The 17386-nt window shown below is 41.0% G+C and carries 24 protein-coding genes; 18 read left to right on the top strand and 6 right to left on the bottom strand.

What is annotated here, in order from left to right; all coding sequences use genetic code 11:
- Positions 1-91: 91 nt before the first annotated feature.
- The 3 genes from F602_RS0102840 to F602_RS0102850 are packed head-to-tail and all read left to right on the top strand — an operon-like array spanning position 92 to position 1224.
- On the top strand, positions 92-367 hold the full coding sequence (locus F602_RS0102840; RefSeq protein WP_018166386.1) for a phage holin: 276 nt from the start codon (positions 92-94) through the stop codon (positions 365-367).
- A 10-nt stretch (positions 368-377) separates the two neighbouring features.
- Positions 378-503, top strand: a complete 126-nt coding sequence (locus F602_RS11150) for a hypothetical protein (RefSeq protein WP_018166448.1) — start codon at positions 378-380, stop codon at positions 501-503.
- The gene (locus F602_RS0102850) at positions 487-1224 is read left to right on the top strand and encodes a PlySs2 family phage lysin (RefSeq protein ID WP_018166449.1); all 738 of its coding nucleotides are present in this window, start codon (positions 487-489) and stop codon (positions 1222-1224) included. Before F602_RS11150 ends, F602_RS0102850 begins: the two co-directional genes overlap by 17 nt.
- Positions 1225-1237: 13 nt before the next feature.
- On the opposite strand, the gene F602_RS10305 is transcribed toward F602_RS0102850, so the two are convergent.
- The 6 genes from F602_RS10305 to F602_RS10890 form a co-directional block, all read right to left on the bottom strand.
- On the bottom strand, positions 1238-2053 hold the full coding sequence (locus tag F602_RS10305) for a recombinase family protein (RefSeq protein WP_169331164.1): 816 nt from the start codon (positions 2051-2053) through the stop codon (positions 1238-1240).
- Positions 2054-2055: 2 nt separating this feature from the next.
- The gene (locus F602_RS0102860) at positions 2056-2397 is read right to left on the bottom strand and encodes a hypothetical protein (protein WP_018166451.1); all 342 of its coding nucleotides are present in this window, start codon (positions 2395-2397) and stop codon (positions 2056-2058) included.
- 22 nt (positions 2398-2419) lie between these two features.
- Positions 2420-2695, bottom strand: coding sequence for a hypothetical protein (locus F602_RS0102865; RefSeq protein ID WP_018166452.1), 276 nt, complete (start codon positions 2693-2695; stop codon positions 2420-2422).
- Positions 2696-2719: 24 nt separating this feature from the next.
- Positions 2720-3034 (bottom strand): hypothetical protein, encoded by a 315-nt coding sequence (locus tag F602_RS0102870; protein WP_018166453.1) that lies wholly within the window; start codon positions 3032-3034, stop codon positions 2720-2722.
- A 219-nt stretch (positions 3035-3253) separates the two neighbouring features.
- Positions 3254-3466 (bottom strand): hypothetical protein, encoded by a 213-nt coding sequence (locus F602_RS0102875; RefSeq protein ID WP_018166454.1) that lies wholly within the window; start codon positions 3464-3466, stop codon positions 3254-3256.
- Positions 3467-3630: 164 nt separating this feature from the next.
- Positions 3631-3804 carry a hypothetical protein gene (locus F602_RS10890; protein WP_156801842.1) on the bottom strand — a complete coding sequence of 58 codons (174 nt, stop codon included), beginning with the start codon at positions 3802-3804 and terminating at the stop codon, positions 3631-3633.
- 172 nt (positions 3805-3976) lie between these two features.
- Between F602_RS10890 and F602_RS0102890 the strand changes: the two genes are divergently transcribed.
- The 15 genes from F602_RS0102890 to F602_RS0102965 all read left to right on the top strand — a co-directional run bounded on the left by F602_RS0102890 (position 3977) and on the right by F602_RS0102965 (position 17376).
- Entirely contained in the window at positions 3977-4162 is a 186-nt protein-coding gene (locus F602_RS0102890) for a competence regulator inhibitor paratox (RefSeq protein ID WP_018166457.1), read from the top strand.
- 200 nt (positions 4163-4362) lie between these two features.
- Positions 4363-6087 carry a septation ring formation regulator EzrA gene (gene ezrA / locus F602_RS0102895; RefSeq protein WP_018166458.1) on the top strand — a complete coding sequence of 575 codons (1725 nt, stop codon included), beginning with the start codon at positions 4363-4365 and terminating at the stop codon, positions 6085-6087.
- Between the two features lie 376 nt (positions 6088-6463).
- Complete coding sequence (hisC, locus tag F602_RS0102900) at positions 6464-7516, top strand: histidinol-phosphate transaminase (RefSeq protein WP_018166459.1); 1053 nt, start codon at positions 6464-6466, stop codon at positions 7514-7516.
- Positions 7513-8484, top strand: a complete 972-nt coding sequence (locus tag F602_RS0102905; protein ID WP_018166460.1) for an ATP phosphoribosyltransferase regulatory subunit — start codon at positions 7513-7515, stop codon at positions 8482-8484. The genes hisC and F602_RS0102905 overlap by 4 nt, the downstream gene beginning before the upstream one ends.
- Entirely contained in the window at positions 8484-9131 is a 648-nt protein-coding gene (gene hisG / locus F602_RS0102910) for an ATP phosphoribosyltransferase (protein WP_018166461.1), read from the top strand. Before F602_RS0102905 ends, hisG begins: the two co-directional genes overlap by 1 nt.
- Positions 9128-10411 carry a histidinol dehydrogenase gene (gene hisD, locus F602_RS0102915; RefSeq protein WP_018166462.1) on the top strand — a complete coding sequence of 428 codons (1284 nt, stop codon included), beginning with the start codon at positions 9128-9130 and terminating at the stop codon, positions 10409-10411. Before hisG ends, hisD begins: the two co-directional genes overlap by 4 nt.
- Entirely contained in the window at positions 10398-11072 is a 675-nt protein-coding gene (gene serB, locus F602_RS0102920) for a phosphoserine phosphatase SerB (RefSeq protein WP_018166463.1), read from the top strand. Before hisD ends, serB begins: the two co-directional genes overlap by 14 nt.
- A gap of 381 nt (positions 11073-11453) precedes the next feature.
- On the top strand, positions 11454-12038 hold the full coding sequence (gene hisB, locus F602_RS0102930) for an imidazoleglycerol-phosphate dehydratase HisB (protein WP_018166465.1): 585 nt from the start codon (positions 11454-11456) through the stop codon (positions 12036-12038).
- A gap of 1 nt (position 12039) precedes the next feature.
- Positions 12040-12645: an imidazole glycerol phosphate synthase subunit HisH gene (hisH, locus tag F602_RS0102935; RefSeq protein ID WP_018166466.1), complete on the top strand. Its 606-nt coding sequence runs from the start codon at positions 12040-12042 to the stop codon at positions 12643-12645.
- Positions 12646-12763: 118 nt separating this feature from the next.
- Complete coding sequence (gene hisA, locus F602_RS0102940; protein ID WP_018166467.1) at positions 12764-13483, top strand: 1-(5-phosphoribosyl)-5-[(5-phosphoribosylamino)methylideneamino]imidazole-4-carboxamide isomerase; 720 nt, start codon at positions 12764-12766, stop codon at positions 13481-13483.
- A 3-nt stretch (positions 13484-13486) separates the two neighbouring features.
- Positions 13487-14245 carry an imidazole glycerol phosphate synthase subunit HisF gene (gene hisF / locus F602_RS0102945; RefSeq protein ID WP_018166468.1) on the top strand — a complete coding sequence of 253 codons (759 nt, stop codon included), beginning with the start codon at positions 13487-13489 and terminating at the stop codon, positions 14243-14245.
- Positions 14242-14571 (top strand): phosphoribosyl-AMP cyclohydrolase, encoded by a 330-nt coding sequence (gene hisI, locus F602_RS0102950; protein ID WP_018166469.1) that lies wholly within the window; start codon positions 14242-14244, stop codon positions 14569-14571. Before hisF ends, hisI begins: the two co-directional genes overlap by 4 nt.
- A 17-nt stretch (positions 14572-14588) precedes the next feature.
- Entirely contained in the window at positions 14589-14903 is a 315-nt protein-coding gene (hisE, locus tag F602_RS0102955; protein WP_018166470.1) for a phosphoribosyl-ATP diphosphatase, read from the top strand.
- Positions 14904-15003: 100 nt separating this feature from the next.
- Positions 15004-16551, top strand: a complete 1548-nt coding sequence (gene cls / locus F602_RS0102960; RefSeq protein WP_018166471.1) for a cardiolipin synthase — start codon at positions 15004-15006, stop codon at positions 16549-16551.
- Positions 16552-16662: 111 nt separating this feature from the next.
- On the top strand, positions 16663-17376 hold the full coding sequence (locus F602_RS0102965) for a hypothetical protein (RefSeq protein ID WP_018166472.1): 714 nt from the start codon (positions 16663-16665) through the stop codon (positions 17374-17376).
- Positions 17377-17386: the final 10 nt, after the last annotated feature.

A 17386-nucleotide genomic window follows, 5' to 3' on the forward strand; every position in this document is an offset into this window, starting at 1 on the left:
CTGGTGGAGCAAATCAAAAATTTATCGACAGACATCGGAGAACTCAAGCAAGACTTCAAAGATTTTCAAAAAAATTACGGAGGGAAATAGAATGAAACTCAATTGGAAAGTGCGGTTTAACGCAAAAAACAAGGCATTTTTAGCCCGTTTTGCTGTAGCAGTGTTATTGCCTATCTTGGGCTATTACGGCCTTAAAACAAGCGATTTGACAACGTGGCAGGCTGTTTTAGATGTCATTGTCAAAGCTCTATCAAATCCTTACGTTTTAGGGATGATGGTTGTCAACGCAATCAACATCTTGCCAGACCCAACCACATCAGGTCTATCTGACAGTGAGCAAGCACTCACTTATACCAAACCAAAATAGGAGGCTCAGCATGAAGACGGTTTTAAAAAATCTAGCACTGGCTATTTTATCACTGCCCCTGATCGCGGTTGTCTTTTTGCTTAGCCCGTTTGTTGAGATTTTAGGAAAGGAGGAACAAGATGGCAACAGTAAATGAAGCTCTAAATAATGTCAGGGCTCACGTAAATTCTGGTAAGTCTATCGGAAATGGTGAGTGCTACGGCCTAGCCAGTTGGTATGAGTCCATGATTACCCCTGGTTCAGTCGTAGGGCTCGGAGCTGGCATTGGTTGGGTCACAGGAGCAATTGGCGATACGATGGCTGCCCACAATATCGGCTCATCATACAACTGGGCAGCAAACGGTTGGAATGTCTCAAAAACAGGGCCATTCAAATCTGGCCAGATTGTTACTATGTACGGCGGAACTTATGGACATGTTGCCATTGTTGAGTCAATTGACGGCGATAGGCTAGTTATTTTGGAGCAAAACTATGCTGGCAAGCGATATGTTACTCGGAATGTCTATAGTGCTTCATCATATGCCCGCAATATCGCCCACTATATCACTCCTCCTGGATCAGAAGTGACTCAAAAAACAGTCCCAACTCAATCCGCTGGAGCTCGAACTTATGCCGAAAGCGGAACAATGACAGTCATGGTCGATGCGCTAAATGTTCGCAGAGCGCCGAACACATCAGGCCAGATTGTAGCGACTTACACAAAAGGTCAGTCATTTAAGTATGATACAGTCATCATTGATGCCAATGGCTACGTCTGGGTATCCTATGTCGGTGGCAGTGGCAAGCGAAACTATGTTGCAACTGGTGCGACCCGTAATGGGTCTCGCTATGGTGCTGCATGGGGAACTTTTAAATAAAAAAAATTAAACCCTAGCGTTTGCTAGGGCTTTTTTGTTTGGAAATGTTTGGAGTTTGCTTTGTCATTGGTATCCTTATTTGGGCCAGATTATACATTTCTTCAGAGATTATCGGCTCATGGTTTCCTTGGTACAACTGACCGCGCCAACGAATTTTACCACAGTAGACCGGATTTTCCAGGATTCGTTTAATAGTGGCATAGTGCCATTTTTTATTTAAAACCTTTCTATCTGTCAGGTCGGAGGCGATAGTGTTTATCGTATCTCCGGCTATAAATCTACCAAATATATATATAACCCATTTGCTGTATTCGTTCTGATGATAATTTTCGTCTATATAATCATATCCGAGCGGAACGAATCTATCTACCCATGCCATTGGTTTGCCTTCCATAGCTCTACCAAGTTTTCCTAGTTGCATCCGCTCTCTGATTTGATCGCGCTCAAATTGAGCGAAAACTGCCAAAAATCCTATCATAGCCTTTCCAAGAGGTGTTCTCGTGTCGAAGCTTTCTGTCAGGCTAACAAATTCGATATTATTCTTTAAAAAAATATCTTCGATGATGTATAGGATGTCTTTCTGCGACCGTCCGAGTCTATCCAGCTTGTGTACGACAACACAGTCAAACAAACCATCCATTGCGTCTTCTAGCAATTTATTTAGAGCTGGTCTATCCATTTTCGCCCCTGTTATTTCATCGGTATAGATACTGAAAATATCAATATTGTTAGTTTCGCAATATGATTTTGCTGTCTTAGATTGCATGTCAAGTGAGTAACCTTCGGATTGCTCGAAGGTACTCACTCTTGTGTAAATTGCTGCTTTCATAGTCATAGTCCAACTTGAGCCCTGCTTCTGTTCGAGTACCAAATCTCAAAACTTTCTTTCTCCCAGCCAAATAGATGTCTAATTTGCTCGTGGAAATACTCAGTTGAAAGAGTAGCTATTACTTGCTTCTCGAAACATTTGAGGATAGCTGGAGAAAATCCGATACGATATCCCTCTTCGCGTAAAATCTCCATACATTTGCTAGGTATATTGTGTTTTTTCAGCATCTCCATATGCTGTTCAGATAGTACATTAGCAAGTACCTCATCGATGATAGCAAAGCACTTTTCGTTTTGAATTGCATAAAACCCTATTGTTTGTATAGTTATTGTTTTTGTTTTCATGTTATTTTCCTCGTTTCTGTTTTTAAAATGGATTATATGCTCCCTCAACCGTGTTTCCGATTAGATCATATTTAAGCAGACGGTAGTTGACGATTGGTCCTGTTGCTCCATCTCGCTCAACTATCAAGATTTCTGTATCAGATAGATTAAGTAGTTGCTTGCTTTTTTCAATGTAAACAGCTGGTTTACGGATTTTGTTGGTTTTTTCAACTTTTCCTTGGTCTTCAAGGATTTGCACTAAATCCCATACTAAGTTGTGTCCTTGGTTAGCTTGAGCGATAATTTCTTGTTTTTTCATGTTTTTTACCTCTTTCTTTTTTTGTTATTTCACCATGTCTATGATTTCTGCTTGTGTGTACTCTTTAAGTTCGTTGTTTTCTAATTTTACAAAATATTGTTCTTTATATTTTATGCTTGGGCAAATGCAGTAGATGACATTTTCTTTGATTTCCCAAATTTTAAAGAAACCGTCATCTTCTTTTGCATCAATAAATTTTCTGTCCAATTTATAAGTTGGATGAGGGCCAACAATTTCTGCTACCCAAGCCCCTTGACGTTTGCTGTAAGGCATTTCGATTTTTCCATTTACGATTGCTTTTTCCATTTCCCAGCTTGTTACATTAGTAACTGTTGCCATATGTCTACCTCTTTCTAATTTTTGAGGTACTAAAAAAAGTACCTGTTGCAATCAGCAGGTACTTTATGATATACTGTATACATCATTAGCTTTCTGCTGATGAGTTCCAGCTCTTAACGTGTCAGCTCGCCAAAGTAGTCACGTTAGGGGCTTTTTTTATTTTTCTTGATTATATGTTATCATAGTTTATAAACCATGTCAAGAGAAAAATCAATTTTTTTAAAAATTTTTTTCTCTTTCAAAAATTAGCTGTTTTAATTCCTGCAAATCGTCAGCCGTAGCATGCTTTCTAATAAAGCTTCTAGCGGTTCCGCGATAAGTTAGATAGTTGCGATGTTTACGCTTCTCTTCGTTGTTTAGCCATCGTTTAGTTGCTTCACGCTGTTGCTCTTGAGTTGCGTAGCCTCTACGCTTTTTAGTTTCTTTTTCCAATTTTATCTGCCTTTCTGTTGATGAGATAAGCTAGTAGATTAAAAAAACCAGCCATGCCTATCATAATAGCAATAATCTTCATTGCGTCCATCTTGCTTTCTCCTCTCATATATAGTATACTATGAGTAGAGGGAAAGCCGTTAGGCTTTCCATACTCAATGATTCTAGCGTTTGCCTTTCGTTTTGGACTTGATAGGCTTACGCTTTTTTGTTGCAATCAGGAGACTAATGCTTTCTATCAACTTTGCGATAGCTTCAATTAGTTTAGCTATGCTTGTCAATAGACTTGCTAGGACTCCCAACATAACGACCAAGGTTAGTACATCCAGTGGATTCACCTCCCTTCGTGGTTAGCTATCTGCTAACCTTGATTATAGTTTATCATAGTTTATAAACCATGTCAAGTATTTTGCTAAACTTTTTTAATTTTTTTGCCGTTTTAACAGAAAATTTTCAGATTGTCTGTTTTATCGGACTTTTTTGCGAATAGAGTAAGTAGGAGGAAGAAAGATGTTAGATCTAAACGAATTAAAAACAGCAATGGATAATGGACAAGTAGACCGTGAGCAGGTCAGGGTTGTCATCAGAGATGGCCAGATAGTGGATTTTCTGACAAACAGTGATAGTCCGCGAGAGGATGAGGAAATAAGAGTGATGCCTCTGATTGAAGTGCTGAGCGATATTTTTGAGATTTAAAAAAGGCAGCAAATTTCCGAAAGTGGCATAAAAGTGGCAAAAATATTGTAAAGTTACACAATTTTGCGCAAAAATAAGGTATAATATAGTTTGAAAACATTGATTTGCGTAAGTTTATGTCAAACTATGTACTTTTGCGTTTGTTCGTGATATAATGAAGCGATATTTTCTAGTAACTACTATTACCTAAGGAGATTTACATGTCTAGAGGAACAATCATTTTAATCATTGCGATTGTTGTAATACTCATTGTTGCCTATATTGCTGGGCTTATCGTGCGGAAACGCAATGATAACTTGTTGGATGCTTTGGAAGGGCGCAAGGATGACTTGTTTAACCTTCCTGTCAATGAAGAAGTCGAAGCTGTAAAAAGTCTTCACTTGATCGGTCAAAGTCAGGTTTCCTTCCGTGAGTGGAATCAAAAGTGGGTAGATATTTCTCTCAATTCCTTTGCGGATATCGAAAATCATATCTTTGAGGCGGAAGCTTTCAACAATTCCTTCCGTTTCGTTAGTGCCAAGAATGCGATTGAGAGCATTGAGAGTCAAATTGACCTGATTGAAGAGGACATCGCAGCTATTCGTCTCGGCCTGAAAGATTTGAAAGAACAAGAAGTCAAAAATACTGGGCGTGTGAAACATGCCTTGGATCTCTTTGATAGTTTACAAGATTCTGTTCGTGAGAATGCAGATAGCTTTGGTGAAACACTTCCTGAATTGGAAAAACAGCTTAAAAATATTGAAGTTGAGTTTTCAGAATTTGTCATGCTCAATTCATCTGGTGACCCAATCGAGGCTTCTGAAATCTTAGATAAAACTGAGGAACATATGATTGCCCTCAATCAAATCATGGATCGTATCCCTGGTTTGATTGAAAAGGTCAATAAATCCTTCCCAGAACAATTGGAAGATTTGGAGACAGGTTACCGTAAATTGGTGGAGCAAAACTACCTCTTTACAGAGCAAAATATCGAGTCGAGCTTCCAGGATATTCGTGTAGCAATCCGTGAAAATACGGCTTTGATTGTCTCATTTGACTTAGATGCAGCGGAAGAAGCTAATAAAGAAATTCAAGAAGATATTGACCAGCTTTACCAAATCTTCACAGCTGAAATTGAGGCTCACAGGGCAACGGTGAAACTCAGTAAGACTCTACCAAAATTCTTGGAACACAATGCGCAAAATACCAAGAATCTCTTGGAAGAAACAGACCGTCTCAACAAGTCTTACACTCTGGCTGATAGTAAATTGTCTCGTATTCAGCAGTTGTCCAAACGGATGGCTTCTGTTGAGACCATTATCAAGGATAGCTTGGAAGATATTGAAAATCCAGAAGTGGCCTACACAATCTTACAAGAACGCCTAGAGCATTGTTTGACAACGCTGAAAGAGATGGAAGAAGAACAATTAGTTTTGGCTGATTATCTTCAGTCGCAAGAAGTTTCTGAAACTAATGCTCGCAAAAAAGCTAACCAGTATATCAATCAATTGCATACCCTCAAGCGCTACATGGAGAAACGCAATCTTCCAGGTATACCCGATCAATTCTTAAATACCTTCTTCCGTGCGAGCGATCATGTGGAAGCACTCTTAGCTGAGTTAGACTACAAACGCATCAATATCGAGATAGTCAACCGTCTCTTGGAGAGTGCTACTTATGATATGAATGAATTGGAAGAAGTGGCCTATAATATTGTCCAACATGCGACCTTGACCGAGCAACTTCTCCAGTATTCAAACCGCTATCGTTCCTTTGATGCGAGTGTTCAAAAGGCCTTCAATCGTTCTCTAGCTATCTTTGAAAAAGAGTATGACTATGAGGCAGCCTTTGAGGAAATTTCATTCGCTTTGGAGACAGTGGAACCAGGTGTAACTGAACGTTTTGTTCATTCCTATGAAAAAACACGTGAGTTAATTCGCTACTAACATGTAAAAGTCTTCTGAAATCAGAAGGCTTTTATTTTTGCAATAATAAAATAATTTCTTGCAATGTTTGGCTTTTTCTTGTAAAATGGTAGAAATAAGAAAGCGATGATAGAAAAAGTCTAAGACAACAGACAGAGAGTGCCCGGGGGTGAGAAGGCATGCAATCCTTAGACGACACATTCTTGAGTGCGTGTGCGAAATCGAAAGAAACTAGTGCACGACGGGTGGTTCCGTTAACAACCCGGACTCATTTTTGAGTTCATGAGGGCAGGGGAGTGATTCTCTGTCGAAACAAAGGTGGAACCACGTTTTATACGTCCTTGCAAAATTTTTTGCGAGGACATTTTTTGTATCGTTGACAGGGAGGAAAGTGAGAATGACTATCAAAGGGTTACGCAAGATTGAGCCTTATGTTGCAGGCAGTCAACCTCAGGGAAAAAATATCATAAAACTCAATACCAATGAGAATGCTTATGGTCCTAGTCCAGCTGTCCAATCCGCTCTGGTGGAGTTTGATGTAAATAGCTTGCGCAAATATTCCAGTTTGGATCAGGCAGAACTTCGTGAGACTCTATCTGAACATCTAGGAGTTTCTAGTGATCAAATCATTGTCGGAAATGGTTCAGATGATATTTTAGCTATGGCTTTTTTGGCCTTCTTTAATACGGATAGGCCGATTTTGTTTCCTGACTTGACCTATGGCTTTTATAAGGTTTGGGCGGATTTGTACCATATCAATTATCACGAGATTCCACTCAATGATGCTTTTGAAATAAAGACGAGTGATTATCTCACAGATAATGGCGGTATCATCATCGCCAATCCCAATGCACCAACGGGAATAGTCATGCCGCTTGCAGAAATCGAGGCAATTGTTGAGGCTAATCAGGATGTAGTGGTTATCATCGATGAGGCCTATGTCAATTTTGGTGGTCAAACAGCCCTATCTCTACTAGATAAGTATGACAATGTCTTTATCACCAGAACTTTCTCAAAAGACGCTTCTCTAGCAGGTTTACGGGTGGGGTATGGCATCGGCTCTCCCAAGCTCATATCGGTCATTAATGCGGTTAAAAATTCAGTTAACCCCTATAATGTCAATACATTGTCAGAGCGGTTGGCGACTGCAGCAGTTCGCTCATGGTCGTATTATGAAGACACTAGTCAAAGAATTGTAAAGACTAGGGATTGGTTTAGCTTGGAACTAGAGGCTATTGGCTTTTCCGTATTACCAAGTTCGACCAACTTTGTCCTGACAGAACCAGCTGGGATTTCGGCTGAGGAGCTATTTCATTACTTACAATCTAAAAACATCTATGTCCGCTATTTTCCAACGGTTGGGCGCCTCAAAAACTGGCTCCGAATTTCTATCGGAACGCAGATAGAAATGGAAAAAGTGGTCCAGACGATTCAGGAGTTACTGCCATGAAAAAAACTAGTTTGCCCATGGGCATGCACGACAAACTCTTTAAACGGGCACGGGTCACCTATCAAATAGAGAGGGTTATCAGTGATTTGCTGATGGAGAGGGGATTCAATCGCATTGAAACTCCAACATTAGAACATGTGGAAGTCTTTGGAGATGAAGTCAACCCTAGTCATTATAATCTCTTTGATAAAAACGGAGCATTGCTCAGTCTTCGTCCTGATATTACCAGTCAAATTGGACGAGTGGTTGCTTCAACTCAGGTAGAGACACCCATTAAATTTTCTTATTCTGGTAAGGTATTTCATTACAATGAAGAGATGCGAGGGCTTATTAACGAACAGACCCAAGCAGGTGTAGAAATTGTTGGTTTTCCAGTAGAAGTGGCTATGCCTGAAGCTATTTATTCTGCTCAGGCAGCTTTGGATAAGGCTCAGGTCCGCTCCTATCGCTTTGAGTTTTCTCATGCGGTAGTCTTGCAAACTATCTTTGCTCATTTGAGTCTAACTGCAGGAGAGCAGAAGAACTTGATGGTGGATATTGTCGATAAAAATATTACAAAATTAAAGGAATTCACCAAGGGTCATCCTAGTGATTTTGATGTTCTGATTCAGCAATTACCCTATCTCTTTGGTGAGAGTAGTAAGGTTTTAGCAGCTGCCCGTCAAATAACAGATGATAGAATTATTTTGTCTGCCTTAGACGAAGTGGAAGAATTGATAGGACAAGTTAAGCCAAGTTTAGGGCAAGTCAATTTGGACCTAGCCCAATTTCCATCTATGCCTTACTATACAGGTGTTATGTTTAAGGTTTTTGGTGATAAGGTTCCTGATGCTTTTGTTTCTGGGGGCCGATACGACAAACTGTTTGAGCGCTTTGGAGCTTCAGAATTAACAGCAGTAGGTTGGGCTATTGACATTGATTCGGTTTACCAAGCCATCCACCATTCTCTAAAAGAAGGAGATAGCTGATGAAAAAACAGATGACTATTGCACTGACCAAGGGACGGATTGAAAAAGATACTGTCAAATTGCTGGAGAAGGCTGGCTTTGATTTAACATTTATGGCTCAAAAGGGGCGTAACCTCATTTTTGAAAGTCCAGATAAGAGTTTTCGTTTTTTGTTGGTCAAGGCTCCCGATGTCACTACTTATGTACGTCATGGAGTAGCAGATTTGGGGATTGTTGGTAAGGATGTCCTTATGGAGCACCCATCAGGTTATTTGGAAATGCTGGATTTGAATTTGGGGCTTTGTAAGTTTTCATTGGCTTCAACAGAAGATTATCAACCAAAAGATCACAAACGTAAGCGCATAGCGACCAAGTATCCGACTGTTACAAAAGAATTTTTCAATAAAAAGGGAGAGGATGTGGAAATCATTTCGATCCAAGGTTCTGTGGAGATTGCGCCAGTCATTGGTTTAGCGGATGCTATTGTGGACATTGTGGAGACAGGAAATACCTTGGTGGCCAATGGTTTGAAGGTCTATGAGGATATTTGTCGGATTTCTACCCGCCTGATTGTCAACAAGGCAGCCCTTAAAAATAAGCCGGAAGTGATGTCCTTTATCCAAAAACTGGAAAGCATTGTAGGCAATGAGGAGGTACCTTTTCAATGAAATGTTTAGTTGGAAGTAATCAGGAGATTGCAGCTCTTCTCTATAAAGAGCAATTGGAACTAAGTCAACAAAATTTGGATGTAGAAGAAGCAGTAGCGACGATTATTCGGGATGTGCGTCTTCGTGGGGATGAAGCTTTACGTCATTATTCATCTAAGTTTGATCGTGTTGACCTAGATCATATTGAAGTTGACCAAGATTTAGTAGAACAGGCTTTTGAGCTGATAGATAAGGATGTCTTGACAGCACTTGAGAATGCCAAGGCCAATATCGAATCTTATCATCGTCAACAATTGGAAACAGGTTTTGAGGACCAACCCAGCCAAGGTGTGGTTCGAGGGCAACTCATTCGTCCTATCGAGCGTGTCGGAGTCTATGTACCAGGTGGTACAGCAGCCTATCCTTCTTCAGTTTTGATGAATGTCATTCCAGCTAAGATTGCTGGGGTCAAAGAAATCATCATGATTACGCCCCCCCAAGAAACCTTTGCACCGGCCATTTTGGTGGCGGCTAAGTTAGCAGGTGTGGACAAGATGTATCAGGTTGGAGGTGCCCATGGGATTGCTGCTCTAGCCTATGGAACGGAGACTATCCCTAAGGTGGATAAGATAACTGGACCTGGCAATATCTTTGTTGCTACAGCCAAGAAACAGGTTTTTGGTATTGTAGGCATTGATATGATTGCAGGACCTTCTGAGATTGGCATTATAGCGGACGAGACAGCTAATCCTATCTATGTAGCAGCAGATTTACTTTCTCAGGCAGAACATGATATCTTGGCTCGGTCCATCTTAGTGACCAATTCGCAGCAATTAGCAGATGCGGTAGAAGTAGAGATTGAAAAGCAACTTCAAATGTTACCAAGACAAGCTATTGCAAGAGCCTCTATTGAGAATAATGGCCGAATCATCCTTGCTAAGGATGTAGATAGTATGTTTGAACTCATGAATTTGGTGGCACCTGAACATTTGGAAATTGCAATGGAAGACGCTTATGCTTATCTGGACAAGGTTGAAAATGCTGGATCTATCTTCCTAGGTCATTACACCAGTGAGCCCATTGGGGATTATTATGCAGGTACCAACCATGTCCTGCCAACAACTGCCACCAGCCGCTTTTCATCAGCTTTGGGTGTTTATGATTTTATCAAACGGATTCAATACACCCAATACAATAAGGCTGCTATTTTAGCAGCAGAACAGGATATTACAAATCTAGCTTATGCAGAAGGATTACAAGCACATGCCAGGGCAATTGAGGTGAGAAATGACGAATATTAAAGGACTGCTGGTGATGGATGTGGATTCCACATTGGTTCAGGAAGAAGTAATTGATTTATTGGGAGAAGAAGCTGGTGTCGGCGAGCAGGTTGCGGATATCACTGAGCGAGCCATGCGGGGCGAATTGGACTTCAAAGAGGCTTTGGAAGAGCGGGTAGCTACTCTTAAGGGCCTGCCTGAAACCATCTTCGACAAGGTTTTTGCCCGCATCCATTTCAATAAGGGAGCCAAGGAATTAGTGGATGAACTCCATATCCGTGGTTACAAGGTGGGCTTGGTTTCTGGAGGTTTTCATGAAACGGTAGACCGCTTGGCTGAGCAGATTGGCATCGATTATGTAAAGGCCAATCATTTGGAAGTTGTAGATGGATTTTTGACCGGCAAAACTTACGGGGACATTGTCACCAAAGATGTCAAGGTGGAAAAATTGTGCCAATGGGCGGAGGAAAATGGCTTGACCTTGGACCAAACCATTGCCATGGGAGACGGGGCCAATGATCTGCCCATGATTCACAAGGCTGGTATTGGTATTGCTTTTTGTGCTAAACCAGTCGTCCGAGAGGAAGCACCCTACCAAATCAATGAACCTGATTTGTATCAGGTGATTGGGGTATTGGATGGAGTAAAAAATGAGCAGCAGGAGTATAGTTACAATAGATAGCTTATCAACATTTATTGAATTTGTGTTTATTGAATTTGTGTTGAATGCTGAAGAGAATAAGGAACAGGATTCTAATTATTATAGAGGTGAGCCAGAATTCTACGAGTTGAGGAATCCTTCACTTTACTTAAATGAAAAGTTGACTGTTAGTGGGTCGGAGAAATACTATAAAACACTCTTTAATGAGTTGGGGATGGATACTTTCTACAAATAAACCATTACATAAATATGTTAATGCAATACAAATTCCTGCTGACTATAAGGCAAATATTAAAAAGCAACTTTCTTTAATAGGAATAACTGACGGCTTTATTTACCCTGACATAGAACATATTTCTAAATCGTTACTATAAAATAAAATGTTAAGGAAAGGAAACAACTATGAGACAAGCAAGCATTGAGCGCAATACTTTTGAAACCAAGATTAAGCTGAGCCTAAACTTGGATGCCCAAGAACCAGTTGATATTGATACGGGAGTTGGTTTTTTTGATCACATGCTGACCCTTTTTGCCCGCCATAGCCGTCTGTCTTTAGTGGTTAAGGTCGATGGTGATCTCCATGTGGATAGTCACCATACAGTCGAAGATGTGGGGATTGTTCTAGGGCAGGCTATTAAGGAAGCTCTTGGTGATAAGGCAGGTATTAACCGATATGGAACCTCTTTTGTACCCATGGATGAGACGCTTGGCATGGCTAGTTTAGACTTATCAGGTCGCTCTTATCTCGTTTTTGATGCCAGCTTTGACAATCCCAAACTAGGTACTTTCGATACCGAATTGGTGGAGGAATTCTTTCAGGCTTTGGCTTTTAATCTTCAAATGAATCTACATCTCAAGATTCTCCACGGCAAGAACAGTCACCACAAGGCAGAAAGTCTCTTCAAGGCCACAGGTCGTGCTCTGCGTGAAGCCATTACCATCAACCCTGACATAAAGGGTGTTAACTCAACCAAAGGAATGCTATAATATGTTAATTGTTATTGATTACGACGCAGGCAATACAGCTAATGTTCTACGAGCCTTGAAAAAAATTGGAGCAAGCGCTGAGTTATCAGCAGATTCCGAAAAAATCTTATCAGCTACTGGCTTGATTTTGCCTGGCGTAGGAGCCTATCCTGCTGCCATGGCTGAGCTGGAAAAAAGAGGCTTGATTACTGTCATCAAGGAGGCTGTTGCCAAAGGAACTCCACTATTGGGTATTTGTCTAGGCATGCAGATTTTGACTGAAAAGGGCTTGGAACATGAGGAGACTAGGGGGCTAGGCTTTATACCCGGTGTCTGCCGGGCCATTCCTACTAGCAAAGATAAACCAGTGCCGCATATGGGCTGGAATAGTTTACAGGTTGAGCAAGAAACCCCTCTGACGTCCGATTTGGAGGACCAAGATGTCTATTTTGTTCATTCTTATTATACGGATGTTCCAGAGGAATACATTGATGTGACTGCAAATTATAGTATTCAAATTCCAGCTATGATTCATAAGGGTAGGGTGTTTGGTGCCCAGTTTCATCCAGAAAAATCTGGAGATGTCGGTCTAGGTATTCTTGAAAAATTTGTCACCTTGTGCCAATAAGGAAGGGCAGGTATTAGGAGTGAGGAAAGTTTCCGCCTAGTGTTATATAGTTCTTAGGTTTAAGAGATAGGAATTGACTGAGGAATGTAAAAAAGATTTTTGAAAAAGGAGTAACAAAATGAATATACTTCCTGCTATTGACATCAAAGATGGGCAAGCAGTCCGTCTTTTCAAAGGCGATTTTAATCAACAGACGGTAGTCAATCCGGATGTTTTGGGTCAGGCCCGTATTTTTGCAGACGCTGGGATTGAATTTATCCATGTTGTAGATTTGGATGGGGCGCTAGATGGCAAGGCTACTAATCGTGACCTGATTGCGGCTCTCAAGGTAGCAACGGGTCTCGGTGTCGAAGTTGGTGGTGGAATCCGAACCTTGGAGCAAATTCAAGATTACCTCAATGTTGGCATTGACCGTGTCATTATCGGCTCCATGGCTGTGAAAAATCCATCTTTTGTCAAAGAAGCTATTGAGAAATTTGGAGCAGAAAAAATTGTAGTCGGTATTGATGCTAAAGATGGATTTGTCGCAACGGAAGGATGGCTAGAGACCAGCGATGTCGATTATCTTAGTCTAGCAAAAGAAATGGAGAAAATAGGTGTGAACCTTTTTGTCTATACGGATGTGGACAGAGATGGTACCCTGACGGAACCTAATTTTGACCATTATGAGCGTCTAGTGGCTGAACTAACTACTGCCAAGGTGATTGCATCTGGTGGTATTGCTCAGCTATCTGATTTGAACAAGCTAGCTGAAATTGGTGTAGCTGGAACAATAGTTGGCAAAGCCTATTACAATGGTAATATTAGCCTAGATGAGCTAAAAACCTTTGGAGGGTAAACCATGTTGAAAAAAAGAATCATTCCTTGTCTAGATGTTAAGGATGGTCGAGTAGTCAAGGGGATTAATTTTATCAATTTGACCGATGTCGGCGACCCTGTCGACTCAGCTCGAGCTTATTATGAGGCGGGATGCGATGAGTTGGTTTTTCTAGATATTACCGCCACCCATGAAGAACGAGATACCACTGTGGAGATGGTTCGCCAGGTGGCCGACCAAGTCTTCATTCCTTTTACAGTTGGTGGCGGCATTCGTTCGGTGGATGATATGAACAAGATGCTCAAGGCTGGTGCCGATAAGGTAGCAGTCAATTCGTCAGCTGTGACCAATCCTCAACTCATCAAGGATTGTGCTGAAAAATTTGGGAGCCAGTGTGTAGTGGTAGCCATCGATGGTCGAAAAGAGCTGGATGGAACTTGGCATGTCTATGTGGCTGGTGGTCGTAAGGACACTGGTAAGGATTTGATTGAATGGGCAAGAGAAGTTGTCCGACTTGGAGCTGGTGAAATTCTCTTGACATCAATGGATAAAGATGGCACAAAATCAGGTTTTGACCTTGACATGCTCAAGGCTGTTGCTGGAGTGGTAGATGTGCCGATTATTGCTTCGGGAGGTGCTGGCAACAGTGACCACATTATCGAGGTTTTCCAAAAAACACCAGTGACAGGTGCCCTCGCCGCTTCTATTTTCCACTTTGGGGAAGTATCGATTGCACAGACCAAGCAGGCTATGCAAGAAGCCGGAATCGAGGTGCGCCTATGACACATGTCAAATTGGATTTTGCTAAGCAAGGTGGTCTGATTCCTGTTATCGTGACTGACCATGAGACGGGTCAAGTCCTCATGCTGGCCTATATGAATGAAGAATCCTACCAGCTGACTCTAGCTACTAAGACCATGCACTACTGGAGCCGTTCCCGCAATGAACTGTGGCACAAAGGAGCTACTAGTGGCCATTATCAGCATGTTAGAAGCATCAAGACAGACTGTGATGCGGATACTTTGTTGATTTCAGTTGAGCAAGTTGGTGCAGCCTGTCATACGGGTCAATATTCTTGTTTCTTCACAGAGATTTTTACAGAACAGTAGATAGAACAGGAGATACAATGTTAGAAACGCTATACAAAGAAGCCTTAAACCGTAAGGAAAATCCCAAGGAGGGTTCTTATACCAATTACTTATTTGACAAGGGATTGGATAAAATTTTGAAAAAGATTGGCGAAGAAGCTACAGAAGTTGTCATTAGTGCTAAAAATGCAGACAAGGTAGAAATTGCTAATGAAACAGCAGATCTCCTCTATCATTTAGCAGTCATGCTAGTAGAGACAGGGGTTAGCCTGAATGAGGTGAATGCAGTCCTACAATCCCGCCATGGAAAGATAAGCAAAGTCCAAGATCGTCCTGAAATAGAAGAGTATTAAGCGCCAGCAGGTGCTTTTTCTTTTCGTTTTATACTTTCCTAGTCAGAGGGATTGATTTTTGGTATAATAACAAAATATACAAATGAAATAGGAGCTTACCGTGAAAAAGATTTGGAGATTGATTTATAGTCGGGTCTTTATTGTTCTACTCTTATTGCTTGTGACGATCCTGACCATCCTTTGGGTGGTAACATCAGTAGCTACCTACTTCCCAGCTTTTTTAGCTTTCCTACAATTCTTTTCGATTGTTATTGCTATTTCCATTGTCAATCGACCCATGAATGCTAGTTTTAAGCTGACCTGGATACTGTTTGTGATGGGAATTCCCATCTTTGGGGCTCTCTTTTACTTTATCCTCCAATCCAATATTGAAACCAGACGCTACCGCAAAAATTTCCAAAAACAAGCAAAACTGTTGAAAGAATATGGGCATACTTCTTATAAAGTCATGAGTGGCTTGGGGAAAAAGGATAAGGAGCAACTCAAACTAGCTAATTACATGAGTGAACATGTCGGCTATGCCCTTCATGCAAACAGTGATGCCAAATATTACTCCTCTGGAGAGGCTTGGTTTGAAGACCTTCTAACGGATTTACGTCAGGCTAAAAACCATATTTTTATGGAGTACTACATTGTCGATTTTGGTTATATGTGGGATACCATTCTGGAAGTCCTAAAAGAAAAAGCTGCACAAGGTGTGGAGGTGCGATTCATGTATGATGGCATGAACTCCCTCAATACACTCCCATATAGTTACTATAAACGGTTACGGGAAATGGGCATCAAAGCTAAAGTTTTTTCTCAAATCATCCCTGCCTTGTCTACGATACATAATAATCGTGACCACCGAAAAATCACGGTTATCGATGGCCAAATTGCTTACACAGGTGGGGCAAATCTAGCTGACGAATACATCAACCGCATCGAGCGCTTTGGTTACTGGAAAGATGCCAATATCAAAGTGACAGGGGAAGCAGTGGCGAACTTTACACTGATGTTCTTGCAGATGTGGAATTTTGATGAAAAGACAGAGAACCGTGACATGGCCTATATGGAGGAACATTATGAACGAGAAAGTGACGTAGTGGAGTCAGATTCGTACTTCTTAGCCTACGGAGAAAGTCCGTTTGACAACGACGCAGTTGCTAAGCGTGTCTACCTTGATATGTTCCAGTCGGCGCAAGATTCCATTGATATTATGACTCCTTATCTTGTATTGGATGATGAAATGCAAGAGTCCCTCATCTATGCTGCTAAGCGTGGGGTCAAGGTTCGCATTCTCCTGCCTCATATTTATGACAAGCAGATGCCTTACTTAGTGGCGCGAACAGATTTTGAACTCTATCTCAAGGCGGGGATTGAGATTTATGAATTTTTACCTGGTTTTGTCCATTCCAAGGTTGTTTTAGTGGATGGGCAGATGGCTTCTGTCGGTACGGTCAATCTAGATTTTAGGAGCTTTTACCTCAATTTTGAATGTGGTCTCTATATCTATAATCACAAGCAAGTCATGGCTGATATTACCAGAGACTTTGAGGAGTCCCTTGCCCAATCCGAAAGAATTACGCTACTTGGCTTTCGGAAACATTATCCTTGGTATAAGCGAGCAGCTGGTGCTGTAATGGCCATGGTTTCACCCTTGTTGTAGACGAAAAAGACAGGTTCTAGACCTGTCTTTTATTTATCAATAACTATTTTTCTTTTTTACAAATGTATGCTATAATTAAAGGTGAAATATCCTAAAAAAGGAGATGGGAATATGAAAAAACAATGGTTCGTAGCAGGTATCATAACCTTGGCGTCAGTCAGTTTGTTGATGGCTTGTGGTTCGTCCGATACTAAGTCGGTAGCCAAGCAGGAAAAAACGACAGAAGTTACAATGGAGACGACTAAATCCTCTGACTCAGTGGATAAGAAAGAAAAGAAGGGTGCGACAGCATCAAATTTTTCATCAACAAAATATGCTGACACAGAGAACATGGAGTTTGCAATCAATGGGAAGGTCTACAAGTTAGGTGAAACAACGATTCAGACCCTGATAGATGATGGTGTACCATTTGAAGAAAATAGTCTAAATAATGTTGGTAATAATGTAAATCCGGATTATGTCTCTGATACCTTTAAAGTGGTAGTGGGAGAGTACTGGGGATTGCAGATTTGGGCAGGTAACTTTACAGATGCCCCTAAGGCTACCAAGGATCTACCTATCACCAAGATTTATTTCCCATTTAAAAAAGATCAAACACAAGATATTTTGAGTTTTAATTTCCCAACAGATTTGTCTATGGATGATTTAAAGGCGAATAGTGGAGAACCAACAGAAAACGATCACTACGAAGGAGATGGTGGATATACATCTGATAATATGCAGTATGAATATGAATCTTCCACTTATCTTTCTAAAGGCGGTTATCAATTTAACTTTATCAAGGGAGTATTGGATAATATCACTATCACCTATATTCCACGATAATGACCAAATA

This window comes from Streptococcus minor DSM 17118 (assembly GCF_000377005.1).
GTDB lineage: Bacteria > Bacillota > Bacilli > Lactobacillales > Streptococcaceae > Streptococcus > Streptococcus minor.